Origin of the sequence: Flavobacterium poyangense, assembly GCF_011751075.1 — a bacterium.
Classification (GTDB): Bacteria; Bacteroidota; Bacteroidia; order Flavobacteriales; family Flavobacteriaceae; genus Flavobacterium; species Flavobacterium poyangense.
The window spans coordinates 117,876-137,793 of the sequence record NZ_JAALLN010000005.1 but is presented as its reverse complement, the minus strand read 5'-3'; the positions used below and the strand labels follow the sequence as shown (position 1 = coordinate 137,793).

The 19,918-nt window shown below is 34.7% G+C and carries 11 protein-coding genes; 3 read left to right on the top strand and 8 right to left on the bottom strand.

Annotation, left to right across the window (positions count from 1 at the left end):
• The first annotated feature begins 1 nt into the window (after window position 1).
• Genes G3A47_RS11335 through G3A47_RS11325 form a run of 3 tightly spaced genes read left to right on the top strand, consistent with a single transcriptional unit; the run spans window position 2 to window position 4,059 of the window.
• Window positions 2-925, top strand: coding sequence for a glycoside hydrolase family 25 protein (locus G3A47_RS11335; protein ID WP_166922329.1), 924 nt, complete (start codon window positions 2-4; stop codon window positions 923-925).
• 6 nt (window positions 926-931) lie between these two features.
• Window positions 932-2,056: a S8 family peptidase gene (locus G3A47_RS11330; protein WP_166922327.1), complete on the top strand. Its 1,125-nt coding sequence runs from the start codon at window positions 932-934 to the stop codon at window positions 2,054-2,056.
• Window positions 2,053-4,059 carry a hypothetical protein gene (locus G3A47_RS11325; protein ID WP_166922325.1) on the top strand — a complete coding sequence of 669 codons (2,007 nt, stop codon included), beginning with the start codon at window positions 2,053-2,055 and terminating at the stop codon, window positions 4,057-4,059. The genes G3A47_RS11330 and G3A47_RS11325 overlap by 4 nt, the downstream gene beginning before the upstream one ends.
• 462 nt (window positions 4,060-4,521) lie before the next feature.
• On the opposite strand, the gene G3A47_RS11320 is transcribed toward G3A47_RS11325, so the two are convergent.
• The 8 genes from G3A47_RS11320 to G3A47_RS11285 form a co-directional block, all read right to left on the bottom strand.
• Window positions 4,522-5,511, bottom strand: coding sequence for a beta-ketoacyl-ACP synthase III (locus tag G3A47_RS11320; protein ID WP_166922323.1), 990 nt, complete (start codon window positions 5,509-5,511; stop codon window positions 4,522-4,524).
• Window positions 5,512-6,287: 776 nt separating this feature from the next.
• Entirely contained in the window at window positions 6,288-6,641 is a 354-nt protein-coding gene (locus tag G3A47_RS11315; protein WP_166922322.1) for a hypothetical protein, read from the bottom strand.
• Between the two features lie 464 nt (window positions 6,642-7,105).
• Complete coding sequence (locus tag G3A47_RS11310) at window positions 7,106-9,301, bottom strand: hypothetical protein (RefSeq protein WP_166922320.1); 2,196 nt, start codon at window positions 9,299-9,301, stop codon at window positions 7,106-7,108.
• Between the two features lie 96 nt (window positions 9,302-9,397).
• Window positions 9,398-12,679: a hypothetical protein gene (locus G3A47_RS23990; RefSeq protein ID WP_166922318.1), complete on the bottom strand. Its 3,282-nt coding sequence runs from the start codon at window positions 12,677-12,679 to the stop codon at window positions 9,398-9,400.
• Between the two features lie 885 nt (window positions 12,680-13,564).
• Complete coding sequence (locus G3A47_RS11300) at window positions 13,565-14,278, bottom strand: LytR/AlgR family response regulator transcription factor (RefSeq protein WP_166922316.1); 714 nt, start codon at window positions 14,276-14,278, stop codon at window positions 13,565-13,567.
• The gene (locus G3A47_RS11295; protein WP_166922314.1) at window positions 14,271-16,142 is read right to left on the bottom strand and encodes a tetratricopeptide repeat-containing sensor histidine kinase; all 1,872 of its coding nucleotides are present in this window, start codon (window positions 16,140-16,142) and stop codon (window positions 14,271-14,273) included. The genes G3A47_RS11300 and G3A47_RS11295 overlap by 8 nt, the downstream gene beginning before the upstream one ends.
• Window positions 16,143-16,435: 293 nt before the next feature.
• The gene (locus tag G3A47_RS11290; RefSeq protein WP_166922313.1) at window positions 16,436-17,368 is read right to left on the bottom strand and encodes a PorP/SprF family type IX secretion system membrane protein; all 933 of its coding nucleotides are present in this window, start codon (window positions 17,366-17,368) and stop codon (window positions 16,436-16,438) included.
• A gap of 923 nt (window positions 17,369-18,291) precedes the next feature.
• Window positions 18,292-19,434, bottom strand: a complete 1,143-nt coding sequence (locus G3A47_RS11285) for a gliding motility-associated C-terminal domain-containing protein (RefSeq protein WP_166922311.1) — start codon at window positions 19,432-19,434, stop codon at window positions 18,292-18,294.
• Window positions 19,435-19,918: the final 484 nt, after the last annotated feature.

The window sequence follows — 19,918 nt, the reverse complement described above, 5'->3', positions numbered from 1 at the left end:
CATGGACCGATATAAAGTAATAGTACCGCGACTTAACGTACGAACAGCCCCGGTAGCCGATTTTAAAACACAAAATATCATTTCTCAGGTTACACAAGATATGATACTCGAACTGGAAGTAGAAACCAATATACCTAATCCTAATTTAGGGAAATGGTTAAAGGATAAACTAGGGCAATATTATTGGGCAAATGGTTTGACTAAACTAAGTGCCGCTCCTACTACTACCTCTACTACTCCTACTATAAATTTAAAAGGACTTCCTGCAAATTTACCTGTCAACTATCAATTAGGAGTTGACGTTTCGCATCATAATGCTAAACCCGATTGGAGTGGCTTTGCAAAAGCTGGAGTTAGTTTTTGTTATATAAAACTGTCCGAAGGTGTTGGAACTCCGGATAATAAAGCAAAAGAAAATGCTCAAAATGCAGTAAGTAAAAATATCAAAATTGGTTACTACCATTTCTGCCGCCCCGACACCCGAAACGGAGGAACTGTTACCTCTGATGCCACTGCAGAAGCCAATGAGGCTCTGAATTTGATGAAAGCATTACCTAAATCAAACTTGCCTTTGGTACTGGATTTAGAAAATCAGTCGAGTTGGGATACTCCATTAAATCCAAACGATTATTTACTATGGATTAAAACTTTTGTGACCCAAATTCAAAGCGGGATGAGCGCAGCACCGATACTTTACAGTCGCAAAGAATATCTGGACAGAAAGCTTCCAAAGACACACACTTTGGGCAACCTGAAACTATGGATCTCTTATTATCCCAAACAACCCGATTGCAATAAAGTTACCATACCAAATGGCTGGACAGATTGGGCTATCTGGCAATACACCGAAAATGGAACTATTGGTCAGAGTTCTCCTGTCGATCTTAATATTTTAAAAGACGCATCTATAATCATTAATTCCTAATACACTATGGCTAGATATAAAGTCATAGTTCACAAACTTAATGTACGCAAAACAATACCAGCAGATTTTACGGATAAAACTACCGTTTTCCCAACAATAAGCGAAGGTCATGTTTTAGATTTAGAAGAAGTCACAAATGTACCCAACCCGAGTCTGGGAAGATGGTACAAAGATGCTGTGAACCAGTTTTATTGGGGAGGGGGGCTGCAATTAATCAGTGAAATCGATAATAAAGAGATCCAAACTACCTCTATTGATAAAAAGGACTGGGGTTTTCTTGATTTTAAAATTGATGAATTATGGAAATTCTCCAGAGGAGAAAACATTAAAGTTGCGATTCTTGACTCAGGACTTAATTACAAACTAGATGACTTTAAAAACAAAACAAACATCAGTTATTATAATGCTTGTACCGATATTGAAAGTCAGGAAGCTTGTTTTGATACTTCAGGACACGGAACAGATTGTGCAGGGATTTTATGTGCACAAGGTTATGATCTTTGGGGGGTAGCTCCCAACATAACCCTAGATATTATAAAAATAATAGATTCCAACGATGAACAATCTTCTGATGCAATATTATTAGGATTGGAAAGAGCTATAAAATTATCTGTTGATGTTATCTCATTAAGCTTCTACATTCCCAACGATGACATCATTAGAGAAAAAACACATTCAAAAATCAAAGAAGCTTACAACAAAGGAATAACTATTGTGTCTTCTGCCGGAAACAGTGGTAGCAAACCTAAACCTGCAAACAATTTTCCCGCATCTTTTCCTGAATGTTTATCTATTGGTGGAATTGACAAAAATAGAATACGGAGTAAAGCTTCAACCAAAAGCGATTTTCTTGATTTAATGGGGCCTGGCGAAGATATTTTCTCTCTCACTCAAGCTAATAATTCGATTAAAGGAACAAGTTATTCGGCACCCTTTGTTGCTGGTGTCATTGCCCTTTTAAAGTCAATTGCCAAAAGCAATAATAAACCTTTATCTAATATTGATCTATTTGATATACTGAAACGCAGTGCAGATACAAATATTTTAAATTACAATAAAGTAGAATACGGATGGGGGATTTTAAACCCTTATTCAGCACTAAATCTATTAACAGATATTCTAAAAAAATGAAAACAAAAATCTTATTATTTCTCCTGTTATTCTTGAACACGATATGTTCTTATTCACAAATAGCATACTATGATGCTATTGAATTATCAAAATACATTAGTACTACCTCTCCAACACCAAAATTTAAAAGTGACAAGGCTTCTTTGAGTATTGTGGGCGGAATACTTCAAAAATATTATCCTAACATTAATGCTACAAACTGGAATGATATCACAAGTATTCTAACAGATCCGAATGAAGATGACTATAATCCAATACTGGCGCCCTATCTAAACGTAGGAGCTGGTCTTGACTCTGGGAACCTAACTCCAAGTATATCACAATCGATAATGAATCCCGGTTCTATACCGGTCACCAAACTTGCGGACGGTATGGCTAAATTTCTGATCAAAAGGTCAAAACAAGAACTCATCGTTACTTTCTTTGATCGTTTTCCGGAATTCAAAAGGGACTATCCTGAATTTGAAATATTGTTTCCTAATGCTTCCAATATTATTGCCAATTTTGAATCCTGGGAGTATGCCAACATTATCAATACGCTGCGGGAAGCATTTGATAAGGATTTAAAGAATCTCCTTTTAAATGTGCCAAAAATTGCATCTATAAAAACAGATTCTGAATTAAACTGTAAATGCGATACTATTGCCCTGCAAAGAATTAAAGGTTATCAGGATTTTTTAATTTCAGATAAAGGAATTGCAATTTCTGCATCATTAGTAATTGGCAGTCAACTATTGTCCGGTAATAAAGTGCCGACTATAATTAACACCGTTGCTTCTGCAGAAAATCTAAAGAAAATAGAAACCATCAAAACACTTGATGCTGTTAAGAAAAAAAATATTATAAGTACTCTGGCGTTTGTAAGGATTATTAGTAATGCCTTACGAAGCAATGATATCAACAAAAGTTATGTTACAACAAATGAAATCAACGCTTTATTAACAGACAATGCAACCAGAGATATTTTCTTTGGCTTACTTTATCAGCAATTAGCTTCTGAAAATGTAACTCTAATCAATGAATCTGCTACTGCTGTACAATTAAAAACAGTCCTTCAAAATAACGTCAATGGAACCAAAACATATATCCAAAACTTTATTAAGCAATCTACTCCACTAGCCGATGCCATTGAACAACTAAAAGAAGACAAGAAAAAACCGGACGCCAATCTTGAAGAAGACTGGGCTTTAATTTTTCAATCTCTCAACGATTTTATTCCAACAATTGCAAATGTTGAGGTAATAAATCCCTCCTTTCAATTACCAGATCAAATTAATCAAATTGTAGAAAAGAGCCAATCTGCCACTGCCATTGCTCATGATATTGCAGTAAAAAATTATAGTGCAGCTATTGTTGGCATATTAAATGAATTAACACCTACCGATGGAAGTACAAAATTAGATGAGTTTAAAAAATTCATTATAAAATATGGGTCTTTTGCTGCAAACATGGTTCAAGCCAAAAACTCTGACGAAGTAGAAAGCGCAATCGAATCTCTAGTACTTCCTGTTGGAAGTGCTTCCATAAAGAAAAAAACCTCCTGGAATATAGCTTTAAATGCATATTTAGGCGGATTTTACGGAAACGAATATCTGGCAGATAAAGCAGCTAATAAATGGGCTCCTATCAGTGGTGTTTACGCCCCTATCGGAATTACTGTTAGCAAAGGAATAAACGACTGCAAAGGAAAAAATTATGGTGCTATAAGTGGTTTCCTCAGTATCATTGATCTCGGAGCCATTGCTTCCTACCGCCTTCAGGATTCAACTACTGAAAAATTACCAGAAGTTACACTGCAAAATATTTTTGCTCCCGGAATAGGCCTTGTTTACGGTTTTAAGGGATTTCCGGTATCAGTTGGGTATTCTTATCAATTAGGACCCGAGTTAAGAAAGATTAATGAAACTGAAACTACCACCAGCCAGGTAAATCGCAGATGGCAATTCTTTGTAGCGGTGGACATACCGTTACTTAATCTTTATACCAAATCTAAACCGAAATAATAAAGTCTCACAAGAACTTCTGTAATGAACAAGAAGAAAGCAACACGTTTTTAACCGCAAGGGGCGCAAGGATTTTTGCTTGTGATTTACGCAAAGTTCGCAAAGCTTTATCTAAAAAAATTCTTTTTTTCTTTGCGAACTCCTATGCTAACAGTGAAATTATTTCACGCTGATTTTGCAGATTAAGCCGATTTTTTTTGTACTCAGATGAAAACAATCTGCTAAATCTGCGTGCAAAAGACTTTGCTTTGTGTTAATACTTTGCAAGCTTTGCGGCTAAACATACTAAAGTTTATTTTATTATCTGACCAACGGATTTTGTGCTGATTCAAAGGAAGAAATTGAAATCTATGTGATATACACATAAAAAAACGTTGCATCGAATTTTATCCCATGCAACGTTTTTCTTAACTATATAAAGTTAACTCCTCTTTCTTCAACAAAAGAAATGAAGCTACATTATTATTTTCCCCAACTCAGGTAGCAGCTTCCAAAAGTAAATCCGGCACCAAATGCAGTAAGCAATAATCGATCTCCTGATTTAAAATCGTTTTTGAAATCCCATAAACACAAAGGTATTGTAGCCGCTGTAGTGTTGCCATAACGCTCTATATTTACCTTTACTTTTTCCATTGGTACATTCAAATTACCGGCTACGGCATTTATAATACGAATATTGGCCTGATGTGGTATCACCCAGTCAACATCCTCTACATCGAGGAGATTGCGGTTCAGGATTTCACTACAGGTATTGGTCATGCTTTCTATAGCGTTTTTAAATACTGTTCTTCCATCCTGCTTTACGAATTGTTCACGGTTTTGCAAGGTACCATCATGAAAAGGTTTAAGAGAACCACCTCCTGAAACCGAAAGAAATTCACTGCCCGCTCCGTTGGTTTTTAATACAAAATCCTTTAATCCATTGTTCTGAGAAGCTTCCAAAAGCACGGCACCTGCACCATCTCCAAACAACACACAGGTATTACGGTCGGTATAATCTATAATTCTACTCATGGTATCTACACCAACAACGATTACTTTTTTATGTCTTCCCGATTCTATTAATGCCGCTGCAGTTGATAAAGCATACAAAAAACCACTACAAGCTCCATTAAGATCAAAACCCCAGGCATTTGTAAGTCCGGCTTTCTGGCATACTACAGGAGCTGTAGGAGCCAGTAATTGATCCGGTGTGGCTGTTGCCAGTACCAAACAATCAATCTCTGTCGCATTTGTATCAGAATCTTCCAAAAGGTTTTTTATCGCTTCTGCAGCCATGTCTGAGGTTGCTTTTTCGGGATCCGCCAGTATGCGTCTCTCTTTTATTCCGGTTCTTGATAAAATCCAGTCATTTGAGGTGTCGACCATTTTTTCAAGTTGATAATTATCCAGTACAGTGCTAGGAACATAGCCACCTACAGCTGTAATAGCTGCTAAATTATTTCTTGTCATTGCTAACGATTATTGAATATTTTCTTGTAGAAATCTACAAATGTAAAATTGCTCCTGCCTTTTTCTTGCGTTTTCAAAATTCATCCACCCTATTCAAATATGGCAAAAACTTAATTTTAGTATTACTTAAAAAAATAAATAACTAAGTCTTTTCAAAAACTAGTTATTTATCCCAAAAAGCTAAATGCATTTTACAAAGCCACCTAAGGAACAACGCCCCCAAATGTACCAAAAAAAGTTGGTTTAGCTATCATTTTCATGCCTTAATGATCTAAAAAGAAATTAGTTGAACCTAAGGTATTCAGGCTAATTTAGTTACTGATACCGGGACTTCCGAAAAAATAAGAACAAATAATCCCTTCTCTAAAAGCGCTAAAATTTCATACTATTTATACCGTTAAAAAAAACAAAATACAACCTGACTTTTGTCGTAGGGAAGTCTCCAAAAAGTTCTAATTACTAAAATTCAGGTTCTAATTTAGGCTGTAAGCAAAAAAGTTTGCCACGAATTGCACGAATTTTCACGAATTGAATTTTGAAAATTAATAGACTATTTCATTTAATTTGTGGCAAAACAACTAAAGAGAATATAGCCACAGATTAAAAAGATTAAAAAGATTTCCCTCTGATTCATAGTTAACATTCAACAACTGAGTTCGAAATAAAAACAAAGAAATTCGCGAATATTAACGAGATTACTTCGCCTATTCGTTATCGCCCGAGTCATAGTAAAAAAACGGTAGCCTCTCTAAATTCTGAATGGTTATACTTTATTTTTATCCTAAAAGTGCAGTTCCATCTAACATTCTATCTATCAAACCAAGATAACATATTACAGTAATTGCAATATAACTGGCTGCTAATAAGCCCAAACATTTAAAAATGGAAGACCAATGTTCCATGCTCATATTACGCTCCCGGTGCATTAAATAAACAGCCTTAATTTCTAGGCTAAGGGTCATCCAAAACCAAACCAACATCAGTGAGATGGCAATGAAAATTAAATTAAAAATCAGGAGTTTCCCTCTATAACCGGCTAACAACAGATCAATTACAAACACAAAAACACTTACAACTGAGCTGATGATTGCTACTACACTTACAATTTTAAATAACTTAAATAGTACCATTTTTTTGTTCAATTTTGAAAAAATTAATATGATGCATCTTAGTGCATTTTCTCTTTAGAAATCAAAACTCTCCATTATCGTGACATTACTTACTGTTTAATAATCACTTCCTATTTTAGATAAAATTATGTTATATGAATTAGAAATTCCCATTAATTTAATTCAAAATACCTTTTGACAATAATAAACTATAAAACCCTACATATAAACACAATAAACATCTTTAAACCCATAGTAAATCGCTAATTTTCGTCCAATTATTGTATGAATAAAATAAGCGATTGAGAATAGAACTACCTCTATTCAACAATCGCTTATCACTTAAACTCAAGATATCCTGTATCCGTTTAAGTTCATACAAATTCAAATACTAATATAAAGAGGCAACACAAAGGCAAGTTTTTTTCTTTTTACTACGCCTTTATAAAAGCAATATCAAAATTATTATTGAGACTGTATAAATATTAATTCCAATCTACCAAAGTCCATGTCGTTCCATCTGACATTATTGTTACTGATTTAGGAAAATTTATTGTTGTAAAAGTACCACCACCGGCATATGCAATAGCAGTATTAAAAGTTAAAGTTGTGTCCTGATCTGCTTTAACGATGTTCATCTTTTTACCTGAATTACTTGCGACAGCAGGCAATGTCAATGTCATATTTCCGGTACATACTACCACTTCATCTGTATTTGCGGCTGTATAATTAGCACTTACCTTTTTCAATACGGAAACAGCAGCTGCCGGTGTACGCCAAACGATATTACCATCTTTATCTGCCGCAGTTGCCACCTGCCCGGCAATCGGAGCTACATTATCAGTACCTTTAGTAATTGCTGCAGAAGTTAAGGCTGTTGTCCCTGTTACTTCATCAATAATAAGCTCATCAGTATTTCTGATTGCAGCATTCCAAATTTTAAATTTCCCATCTCGTTTGAAAAAATGAAATTTGCTTGTATTAGCAGCTGTTTTATCTTGAATTTCCAACTGATCTATACTAGTAATCCGCTTACCTCCCATATTCAACTCACCCGACATAGTACCTCCCGCAAGATTCAATTTTTTATCTAACTCTACTTTCAAACCTGCGGGTTGAACAGCTTTAGTATTATTAGTTCCCGTAGTAGTTTCTGCAGCTGTAGCTAATTGGACAATTCCTTTTACGGTAGTTGATGCATCAACAGGTGCAGCTGCCGGTGTACGCCAAACGATATTACCATCTGTATCTGCGGCAGTTGCCACCTGGCCAACAGTCGGAGCTACATCATCAGTACCTTTACCAATTGCTGCTTTAAGTAGTGTAGTTTTTCCTGTTGCTTCATTAATTAATAATGCATCCCCGACATTAGTATTAGAACCCCAAATTCTAAAATTCCCGTCACTACCAGTATAGAAACTAAAATAATTGATCCTATCAGCCTCCGACCTAAATAGACGCATTTGATAGTTCAGATCTACTTGATACGCATTTCTAATAGAATTATTTCCCATCAACACGGCTCCTGTCATAGTACCTCCCGAAAGACTCAACTTTTTATCTAACTCTACTTTCAAACCTTTTGGATGAACCGCTTTAGCATTATCAGTACCCGTAGTGGTCTCTGCAGCTGTAGCTAACTGAACCTTACCGGCAGCTGTTTCTGATGCTGATTTCACTGTTGGAGATGTCGCTGAACCATCTAAATCTCCAGCTAATTGAACGATTCCTTTTGCCGTCGTTGTTGCATCAGGTACACCAGATGATATTTTTGTATCTACATATTGCTTGGTAGCAGCTCCTAAATTTGTTGTAGGATCTGCTGACAAAGTCAATAAGCCTGTCATAGTAGTATTTCCTGATACACTTACCTTTTTATCCAACTCTACTTTCAGTCCGGCCGGATGAACCGCTTTGGTATTTGAAGTTCCTGTAGTGGTTTCTGTTGCTGTAGCCAACTGAACCTTACCGGCTTCTGATTCTGATGCGACTTTCACCGTAGGCGATGCCGCAGTACCACCTAAATCTCCAGCTAATTGAACAATTCCTTTTGCCGTAGTCGTTGCATCGGGTACACTGGATGATATCTTTGTATCTACATATTGCTTGGTAGCAGCTCCTAAATTTGTTGTAGGATCTGCTGACAAAGTCAATAAGCCTGTCATAGTAGTATTTCCTGAAACACTTACCTTTTTATCCAACTCTACTTTTAATCCGGCCGGATGAACTGCTTTGGCATTTGAAGTCCCTGTAGTGGTTTCTAAAGCTGTAGCCAACTGAACCTTACCGGCTTCTGATTCTGATGCGACTTTCACCGTAGGTGATGCCGCTGTACCACCTAAATCTCCAGCTAATTGAACAATTCCTTTTGCCGTAGTCGTTGCGTCTGTTGCTATCGCACTTACTGTGTTGTACCAAATGGTTCCATTCCATACTTCCAATCTATTTGTTGTAGTATTATAAACAATCAAACCAATAGCAGGGGAAACAATTTTATCACGATCAACTGTAGTCATTCGCGGTGTTAAAAAACCTTTTGTTTTTGATTCCAGTTCTAAAACAGCAGTTCTCTCTAATGTTAAGGGGTTATCCCCAATTTTTTGAACTGTCTGACTGTAAACGGACTGAGTCCCCATAGCAAGTAATACTATACCTCCAAATCTAAATAAATCTTTATTCATACTTTTTTTTTAAATTAAACCATTTCTATTATAAATTCTTATTCTCAATAAATGATTCAGAATTATCTAATTAAAATAACCTCTAATCATTCTTTTTTAGTTAATTACTACCCAATCTTTGCCATCAGACTGAATTACAAGATGTTTAGCAAAATTTAGTGAAGAGTGGGAAACCCCATTAATTACAATTGGTGTCCCAAAAGTTAAAAGTGAATCATCTGTCTTAATAATGTTATATTTTTTTCCCGTATTGGCAGAAGCAGGAGGAAAACTTAATTTCATGACACCCTTATTTATAATGGTTTCGTCAGTCAGAAGAATTGTGTAGTCTTTATCTACAGTAACTATACTTGAAGAACTATCTCCTTTATCCCCTTTATCTCCCTTCAAAGCATCTTTTTCAGTCTGAGTTAAATCAGTAAAGGTCATCTTATCACCCTTTTCTCCTTTTAAAGCATCTTTTTCAGTCTGAGTTAAATCAGCAAAAGTCATCTTATCACCCATTTCTCCTTTTTCTCCTTTTTCTCCTTTTATTCCGGCAATACCCTGATTACCTTGAGCTCCCTGAATACCTTGAGCACCCTGAGTAACAAATAATTGAAAAAAGCCCGGATTCGTTGGAACATTACCTGTAGAGACCGTATGACATAAATAAGCAGAGCCATTATAAGTAACTAAATCATTTACAACATAAGATGCAGCTGCATTATAAGTTCCCTTTGGAGTAATTCCTGATATAGCATTATCTCCCTTGATACCCTGAACTCCGGCAACTCCCTGAGCACCTTGAATACCCTGAATACCTTGAACTCCGCTATCTCCTTTTTCTCCCTTGTCTCCTTTGGCACCTACTACACCCTGATCTCCTTTTGGTCCCTGAATTCCCTGGGCTCCAACAGAAGTAAATAATTGAAAAAAGCCCGGATTCGTTGGAACATTACCTGTAGAGGCAGTATGACATAAATAAGCAGAACCATTATAAGTAACCAAATCATTTACTGCATAAGACACAGTCGTATTATAAGCTCCTCTTGGTGTAATACCGGCTATAGCATTGTCTCCTTTGATACCCTGAATCCCTTGAGCTCCGCTATCTCCTTTTTCTCCCTTGTCTCCTTTGGCACCAGCCATACCCTGATCTCCTTTTGCTCCTTGAATACCCTGAATACCATCTACACCCTGAATACCTTGTAAACCAGTATCTCCTTTTATTCCGGCAATACCCTGAATACCTTGGGCTCCCTGAATACCTTGAGCACCCTGAGTAACAAATAATTGAAAAAAGGTCGGATTCGTTGGAACATTACCTGTAGAAGCCGTATGACATAAATATGCAGAGCCATTATAAGTAACTAAATCATTTACAACATAAGATGCAGCTGCATTATAAGTTCCCTTTGGAGTAATTCCTGATATAGCATTATCTCCCTTGATACCCTGAACTCCGGCAACTCCCTGAGCACCTTGAATACCCTGAATACCTTGAACTCCGCTATCTCCTTTTTCTCCCTTGTCTCCTTTGGCACCTGCTACACCCTGATCTCCTTTTGGTCCCTGAATTCCCTGGGCTCCAACAGAAGTAAATAATTGAAAAAAGCCCGGATTCGTTGGAACATTACCTGTAGAGGCAGTATGACATAAATAAGCAGAACCATTATAAGTAACCAAATCATTTACTGCATAAGACACAGTCGTATTATAAGCTCCTCTTGGTGTAATACCGGCTATAGCATTGTCTCCTTTGATACCCTGAATCCCTTGAGCTCCGCTATCTCCTTTTTCTCCCTTGTCTCCTTTGGCTCCTTGAATACCCTTATCTCCTTTTGCTCCTTGAATACCCTGAATACCATCTACACCTTGAATACCTTGTAAACCAGTATCTCCTTTGTCTCCTTTGTCTCCTTTTGCTCCACTTCTTAATGGAATCCAATTTTCCGGATTTGATTTAGGCTCTAAAACATATACGGTTTTGGTTGTAGTGTCTACAAAAATTGTTGCCCCAGAAGGAATAACTACTCCTGGATCACCCGGTACTCCAGGGCCTCCCGGAAGACCATCTTTACCATTACTTACCGCTATCCACTTCGTTTTATCATTTGGATCTCTCACATAAATAACTCCTGTAGTATAATCTACATACATTTCGGTACTGCTGTCAATCGCCGGTGTACCTGCAGCACCTGGTACACCATTTGCCCCAGCAATACCATTTGAACCGTCCAATCCATTTTTACCGTTTAAGGAAACCCAACTTGCTTTTAATGAAGGATCCGCTCCCGGAGTCAAGACATACACTGTCTTTGTAGTGGTGTCAAAATACAACGTTGCTCCTGCAGGGATGTTTACTCCCGGAGTACCAGGGGCTCCAGGAGCTCCAGGAAGGCCATCTTTACCGTTACTCACCGCCATCCATTTGGTTTTATCTTTCGGGTCACGTACATAAACAATTCCTGTAGTATAATCTACATACATTTCGGTACTACTGTCAATCGCCGGTGTACCTGCAGCACCTGGTGCACCATTTGCCCCAGCAATACCATTTGAACCGTCCAGTCCATTTTTACCATTTAAAGAAACCCAACTTGTTTTTAATAAAGGATCTGCTCCGGGAATCAATGCATACATTACTTTTGTTGCAGTATCAAAATAGAACGTTGCTCCTGCTGGTATAGTTACTCCCGGAGTACCTGGAGCTCCCGCTCCTCCAGGAAGACCATCTTTACCGTTACTCACCGCCATCCATTTGGTTTTATCTTTCGGGTCACGTACATAAACAATTCCTGTAGTATAATCTACATACATTTCGGTACTACTGTCAATCGCTGGTGTACCCGGAACACCAGGTGCGCCATTTGCCCCAGCAATACCATTTGAACCGTCCAATCCATTTTTACCATTTAAAGAAACCCAACTTGCTTTTAATGAAGGATTCATCCCCGGAATTAGTGCATACACAATCTTTGTAGCTGTATCAAAATAGAAATTTACTCCTGCAGGGATGTTTACTCCCGGAGTACCTGGGGCTCCGGCTCCTCCTGGAAGACCATTTGACCCTGATAAATTTTTCAATTCATCCGAAATTACCATCCTATTCCATTTATTATTAAACCAATAATAATATCCGGGTGTTACGTCTAAAATAGTTGCCGTGTTAAAAACCAAAAGGCTCTCAACATTTCCATTCTGAATAGTAGTAACATCTGTTGTACCTTTAAGAGAAATTCTAGGAATTAATATCCCTTTATTTAATCCATTAGCGACAGTAACGTCTAACTGGGCTGATGCATTAGGAACAAGAGTTCCAATTCCAACCTGAGCATTACTAACATGACCTCCTATAAGAAACAATGTGAAGAAACCAAGTACCTCTTTTTTCATATAAATTCTTTTTAATTTGACGCTAAGTAAAAAAGTAGTCCAATTATTAACAAATCCACTTTACTGATGTGCTATTCGAATTGATATTTGAAGTATCCACTTTAACATTTAAAACATTTTACAAAGTATTCCTTAGTAAAATTTTAATATATTATTGTTTTATTATTTTTGATTTTCTGTGATATAAAAACACATTTTGTTAATTGCTTTAGTGTACGGCAAAACCAATTCAATTGTCACCTTCTTTCAAGACTTACAAGTAAACAAAGTGAATAAATTAGAACAGAAATGGACACTATTTAGAGAAGAGCAAAAAGCAATAGTGTATTTTTCATTTTTAAATGGAAGAAAAGTTATGTTCCAGTATTAAGTCTTTTTATTCTAAAACAAATTTGTACCAACAAAGAATGAAGCCAATCTGTGCGAAAGCAATTGACTAAGTATAAAAAAAGTGAACATTTTAGATTTTCACTTTTTGTTTTTTCATTGCTTTAAAACGTTTACCATTAATTCTAATCCAAAAAACTATAAATCCAGACTTGATTATTCCATTAATCTAAGCATTTTCTAAATTTACAATACGCTTTTTTTTGATCCTGCTAACTAATAAACAATGCCATTAAGCTAAAAAACATCAAAATAAACCGACATACAGTTTATCCAATTTGAAAATACAAAAGCAAAAAAAAATGATGAAATTTAAATATCCCATCATTTTTTAATTTACTCTAACGACTAAGACAGCAGCTTAAAAATCTATTTTTCATCAGCCCCTAATCTGAATCTTTTTTTGGTCAATCTTACCCAAACCGACATCCTTACTGATCCCCGAATAAAACAATTTCACACCAATTAATCAAAAGGGCTTATTTTTAATAGAAAAAGTCAAAGATTTCCTTTTTTAAATAAACATCTTTTTCGTACAGAAACAGGTACTTCATCCCCATTACTCATCACCACATGTGCCAGTTTCTTAGATACTATTTTATTTTTAGCCACTAAATGTGAATTATGAACTCTTATAAAATCGTATTCACTCAACAAGTCTTCGTAGTATTTCATATTTTTTGACACCAAAATTGTTTTATTCTTCAAAACAAACTTTGTGTACGCGGTATCGGCTTCCAGTCTGATAATATCATCAATATCGACATAGAAAATTTCAGACAGCACATTAAGGGTTAAACGCGGCACTTCCTTCTTTCTGTTGCTTAAAAAATACTCAATCTGAGCCCTATTGTTAATCTTCTCCTTTGCCTTTGCTATTGCTTTGGCAAGATCATCCGGATCAACCGGTTTCAAAATATAATCAATTGCACTAAACTTAAAAGCTCTTATTGCATGATTATTATAGGCTGTGATAAAAATGATTGAAAAATTAATTTGCGGAATTTTTGACAACAATTCGAAACAATCTCCATCTGCTAACTGAATATCAAGAAAGACAATGTCTACATTCGTATCTTTCAAAAAGACAAGACTCTCAAACACACTTGAAATTTTAGCACAAATCCTAAATTCCGGCTCCAGAATAAATAACATCTTTTCAAGAGCTGAAGCAGCAGCTACCTCATCTTCAATTATTAATACTTTATACATATTTTATTGTGTATTTAAATTCAATTTTAGTTCCTTCAAAATCTGGTCTTGACGAGACCCTGAAACTTTTCAAATCCTGACTATTGTGTAGCGATAGTCTGGCTTTAAAAATCGCTGTAGAATGCAACTTATTATCCCGAACCACCTTGTAACCAACCCCATTATCTGTAATACAAAAGCCAATTCTGTTCTCTGAAACATTAAATATTTTTATTTTTAGAATCCCGACCTCTTCAATTCCTTTAAAACCAATCTCTATGGCATTTTCTACAAAAGGCTGCAATAATAAAGGCGGAACTAAAATAGTCTCAATCTCAACATTTTCATATTCTATATTGTAATCAAAACTTTCCCCAAATCTCATTTTTTGAACCGATATATAATTTTTCAATGCATCTAAATCTTCCTCTAAGGTAATATACTCTTTTTGTGTAAAATCAAAGTTCTGTCTTATTAGCTTAGCAAATTTTGCCACGTGAGAAGCTGATACTAAAATATTAGCATCCATCATTGAGTTCTGGATAGCCACAAGAGCATTAAATATAAAATGAGGGTTCATCTGAGATCTTAGTACTTTCTGCTCTAATTGTAAGGCAATTTGTTCCTCCCGCAGCATATTTTTTCGATAAAAACCGTACAGAATAAGACCTATCAACAGCATGATTACAAACACTATAATCCGCTCACTCTGAAACACTTCTTGTTCCAATTGATTCCTATTATTCAATAACTTAATATCCTCATTCTGAAATTTAATTCGTGCTTGTTGCGTAGTCTTGTCTATTAAATCTTTTTTTTCTAAAAATCGTACACTTCTAAGCTCAATTAGCTCTAACTTTCGATAATATAGTGCACTATCAAGCATTCTTTTTTTTTCATAACATTCAGAAAGAATTCCATACAAACTTTCCTGATCGTTTAAAAAAAAACTATTGCTTGAATAATAAGTTAAAGCTCTTTTTCCATAGTAAAGGGCACTGTCAATTTTTTTTTGTCTTTCCAGAACTAATGCCATTCTTTTATTTATACTAGTTTCGAGACTCCTCAAATCAGTATTCAGCACATATCCCTTCGAAGTATGATTCAATGCTGTTCTTAAGTACAAAGAAGCACTGTCGTAATTTTTCAAACCTATGTAGACTGAAGCCATGTTGTTATAGGTACAACCATGCAGGCTAAAATTCTTATTCAAGTTATCATTCACGATGGATGCTCTAAAATACTTTAGCGCCTCTTTAGACATTCCCTGTTTGCTTAATATTCTTCCATACTGATTGTATATTTTTGACAAATTAACATGGTAGCTGATTTTTTTAGAAAGCAAAAGACTTTTCTTTAAAAACTCTTTTGCTTTTCCAAAATATTCTAAATTGTCATAGTACTTTACCGTCTGCAAATAACTGTCGCATAATACTGTCGAATAGGGTGATAAATTTTCAAGTTGAAGATTGTTCTGAAGAATAATTTCTAACGCCTTTACAATTTTATCACGATCAAAATAATAATCGGCATTAATCATATTTACAATACCTCTTTCCGGATAACACTTCTCATTATTACAAGTATTAAGAGCAATTTTCATTTCCATTTCGGCTGAAGCATATAATTTTCTTGAAGCCATAAACTCAGCCGATTTTGCATAAATAACTTGCGATATCTTTGGGATTTTTTTGTTTTGATCTTTTAGTATCTCTAATCTATCTCTACACCATGAATATTTATGCGTTTGGTACCCATCAATTACACTATCAATTGCTTCAAAATCTAAATCAGACTGACCATATGTTTTAGACGTTAAAAATAGAATTACAAAACAAAGAAGAAAAATAAATTTATTTCCAATCATCATTTTAAATGTTATCATTTTGATAAAAAATCTTCTCTAAATGTATTACTTTATTCACAAATAACTTCTTAAAGAATTGAATTTTACTTCAAAAAGTCATCCAAATTTAACTCCAATTCGTCTATTCCATTTATGCTCATTCACATACATAAAAATCCACCTCTATAAAAAAGAATTACATTTCATTATTGATTAATTTGGAACATTTAGTACATCTCTCCTAGTCCTCTATAAGCTAATGCAAGTTCATGAGTACCTAAACATGATCTAATTAAACATAGTGTTTTGCCAATAATCTATCAGCCCAAAAGTTAAAAGAACCGTGGATTAATAAGCTTGGAGCTTCCTCTTTTGAAAATTTTAAATCCAACAAATAATTCATGTGATCCCGAATTATAATTAGATAACTTAGTCACCTCTGTATCATACGCATATCCCAAAAAAAGATTGTCTGTTACCTGAAATCCGCAAAGTGTACTAAAACTAGAACCAATTCGATATGAAACTCCGACATTAAATTTATCTGCATAAAGGAAATTAGCTGATACGTCAGCTTGCATCGGAGCACCGTCAACAGCTTTAAGCATAAAAGCGGGTTTTAATTTTAGATTGTAGTCCAGATCAAATACGTAGCCCCCAATAAAATATGCATGTAACTTTTTGTTAATGACGGAATAATTTTCTGCGTTATACCGCTTCGTCATAAGCATCTGGGGTACTGACACTCCTACATAAAACTTATTTGAATATGCATAAACACCAGTACCTATATTAGGTTTAATCTGATTATTTATATTATTAGCAAAGATTGGATCTCCCTCGTTATAAATCTTTAATCTGGAAAAATCAACACTCAATAGATTTAAAGAAGTTTTAATACCAAAAGCAACTTTAAAATTCTCAAATTTAAGTCCATATGATAAATCAATCGCCAGATTATTTTCCTGCATTGCTCCGATATTATCATTAACCAACGAAGCTCCAATTCCAATTTTTTCATTGTATGGTGCATTTACCGATAACAATGCCGTTTTTGGCGCTCCGTCTAAACCAATCCATTGTGAACGATATGCGCCTGTAATATTGGTAAAATTTTCACTTCCCGCATACGCAGGATTGATATATGTAGTAGTGTACATATAATGCGAATATTGTGGATCCATCTGTGCCCACATGCTAAAATCAATACTTACTAAAAAAAGTAATAGAAAAAAGACATTTTTTCCTGTTGTAATTTTTTTCATAAATTCTTCTCTGATAATGTTTATATCTTACGAAGAAAATCCAAAAAAACACATTCGCTTAAAACCAATTAATAATCGTTTACTTATAAATTATAATTGTGCAAATAATTTAATGTTTAACAATTAAGTAGTATAATTTGACATCCAAATATTTTTAAAACACTAATTCAAATTCACAAAGACAATTAGAATAAATCAGAATTAAAACTAAAATCTTACAATATTTAACCCGGCAAGCAAATAAAGACCGAAAAATTTGATAAAAAATAAAAATCCAGGTATTCTAATTTTTAAATTAATACAAATGCAGGCACCTTTTTATGCATCAAGCTCAAAAGTTGTGGACTTTTTATCCCCCCCTCTTCTTCTGTCGGAATATGCAGTTAGTTTAACCGCAAGAGTCGCAAGGATTTTTGTTACTATATTATCGCAAAGAAATCCGCAAAGCTTTTATTGAAACTGTTATTCTTTATCTTAGCGAACCTTGCGCAAAATCTTTGCGACTCTTGCAATTAAACAAACACAATACTTACGAAGACTTTTATCTCTCCAGAGATTTTCATGTTGATCCGAAAAACCTACTATGAAACTTAAAAAACCACAGAATATGAACACAGAATAAATTAATAAATCCATTTAATCAATGGCGGAAAAAACAGCCACAGATTAAATGGATTTATTAATCAAAAAGATTTTTTATCCATATATTAAGCTACAAGTACTTACTATTACAAACTGAATCTCTAATTATTTAACTATCGTAATTACTTACTAATCGGGTTCAAACGAACCAATTTTCAATATTGGCACACTACCCAGACAAGAATAAATAAGTACTTTTCATCTACGAGCGACCAAATAATAAAATGATATTTTTTATTTTTCCTCTCCCCTGGAAGCTAATACCTAAAGTATTCTTGCAATTATTCGCTAAGGTATAAATAACCTGATTGTGTATTCAATTTTTTGTCTGCACCGGCTCCATATTCAATTAGATAGAAATAGGTACCCGCCGGAAGCTTTCCTGTCCCTACTTTAAGTCCTTTGCCATGCATATATCCATTAAAAACATTTCCAAAAGAATTATAGTTGTTGGTTTTAAAAACTCTGGCTCCCCATCTATTATAGACCTCAACGGTATTATAGGGGTATTTTTCAATATTATCAATTTTCAAATAATCATTTACTCCGTCATTATTAGGAGAAACGGCATTAAATACCTGCAAAGTTGATTCAACCGATTTTATCTTAGCCAAAGCGAAAACCCCCTTAGCATCACTTTTCACTACTGCGGTAACGATCTTATTCTGTGGATCGGAAGAACTATTTATTGCGATCCATTTTTTGTCTTGCACATTCCATTTTACAATTCCAATTTTTTTAGTATCGGAAATAATTTCAGACGGAGACACATCATCTGACCAGCTTAATGAAACAAAAACAGCTGCATTATCGGCTTTATCCTTATCCACTACCCAATATTCATTATTTTCAATTAATTCAATAGACTCTTCCTTCATCGCATGTGGATACAATGCATCTGAATTTGTTGGAGAATACATTGCATTTAAAATCTTTTCATTGTCCAAACCAGTTATAATAAAAGGTCTGTAACTTTTATTGGCTCCAATTGGAAATGTAAAATCCGATTTACCTGCTTTATAGACATCTCCATTAACAAAACTCAAATCTGAAGCCAAACTATTTGCTGCATCAAGACCAAAACTTATAGCTCCTCCAAAATCTCTATTGTTTAAAATACCCTTTTCAAACATGGCCATTCCATCAATAGCAATATTTCCACGGATATTAAAAACATTGACATCAGAACTATTAGTATTCAAAAAATGAACATTTTTAAATTGAGATTCTGCAGTACCTTCTATGTTTTGTGTCTTTGAACCGGTAAATCTGGTATACCCATTTTGATTGTCATTAAATGCTACTACACCATCATTGCGAAAATTTTGCTTAAAAGAGACATCCCCATCATTCTGAAAATGTGCGTTTGATGAATTACTGAAATCCCCGTATACGGAAACTACAGTATTCTCTTTTACTGACATTATCCCATTATTTGTAACAACACTATTTTGTCCAAAACAAAATACAACGTGTAAAAAAAAAGTAATTAAATATAATTTCATATTCATATTCCTGATTAGTATTATTTTGATTAATATTTTATTTCTATAGTCTCCTCTAAATCTTTTTTTTCGATTTCTAAAACAAATAAACCGTTAAATCAGTCAATCAGATTAAAGAAATTAATAACCAAAGTATTTCAATTTATAATCGTCATAATTTTTCTAAACAAGTATTAACAGGAACCTGCCTGTCGATGACATCCCCTAATATCATAAAAACAGACAGATTACCTGAAATACTATTTTTAAAGAATAAAAAACTAAAATTTACTATCATTCTTTACTAATACAATAAAGACATCACTCCTTGACAGTGATAATTTTAATTTTCCCCAAAAAACATCACATGGATTAATGAACATGAACTCTCATTTTTCAAACAACGACATCTTACAATCAAAAA

Excerpts from the sequence above, each read along its gene's own strand:
- G3A47_RS11285 (WP_166922311.1), bottom strand. The coding sequence starts at position 19,434 with ATGTCAGTAAAAGAGAATACTGTAGTTTCCGTATACGGGGATTTCAGT.
- G3A47_RS11320 (WP_166922323.1), bottom strand. The coding sequence starts at position 5,511 with ATGACAAGAAATAATTTAGCAGCTATTACAGCTGTAGGTGGCTATGTT.
- G3A47_RS11330 (WP_166922327.1), top strand. The coding sequence starts at position 932 with ATGGCTAGATATAAAGTCATAGTTCACAAACTTAATGTACGCAAAACA.
- G3A47_RS11310 (WP_166922320.1), bottom strand. The coding sequence starts at position 9,301 with ATGAATAAAGATTTATTTAGATTTGGAGGTATAGTATTACTTGCTATG.
- G3A47_RS11295 (WP_166922314.1), bottom strand. The coding sequence starts at position 16,142 with ATGATAACATTTAAAATGATGATTGGAAATAAATTTATTTTTCTTCTT.
- G3A47_RS11335 (WP_166922329.1), top strand. The coding sequence starts at position 2 with ATGGACCGATATAAAGTAATAGTACCGCGACTTAACGTACGAACAGCC.
- G3A47_RS11325 (WP_166922325.1), top strand. The coding sequence starts at position 2,053 with ATGAAAACAAAAATCTTATTATTTCTCCTGTTATTCTTGAACACGATA.
- G3A47_RS11290 (WP_166922313.1), bottom strand. The coding sequence starts at position 17,368 with ATGAAAAAAATTACAACAGGAAAAAATGTCTTTTTTCTATTACTTTTT.
- G3A47_RS23990 (WP_166922318.1), bottom strand. The coding sequence starts at position 12,679 with ATGAAAAAAGAGGTACTTGGTTTCTTCACATTGTTTCTTATAGGAGGT.
- G3A47_RS11315 (WP_166922322.1), bottom strand. The coding sequence starts at position 6,641 with ATGGTACTATTTAAGTTATTTAAAATTGTAAGTGTAGTAGCAATCATC.
- G3A47_RS11300 (WP_166922316.1), bottom strand. The coding sequence starts at position 14,278 with ATGTATAAAGTATTAATAATTGAAGATGAGGTAGCTGCTGCTTCAGCT.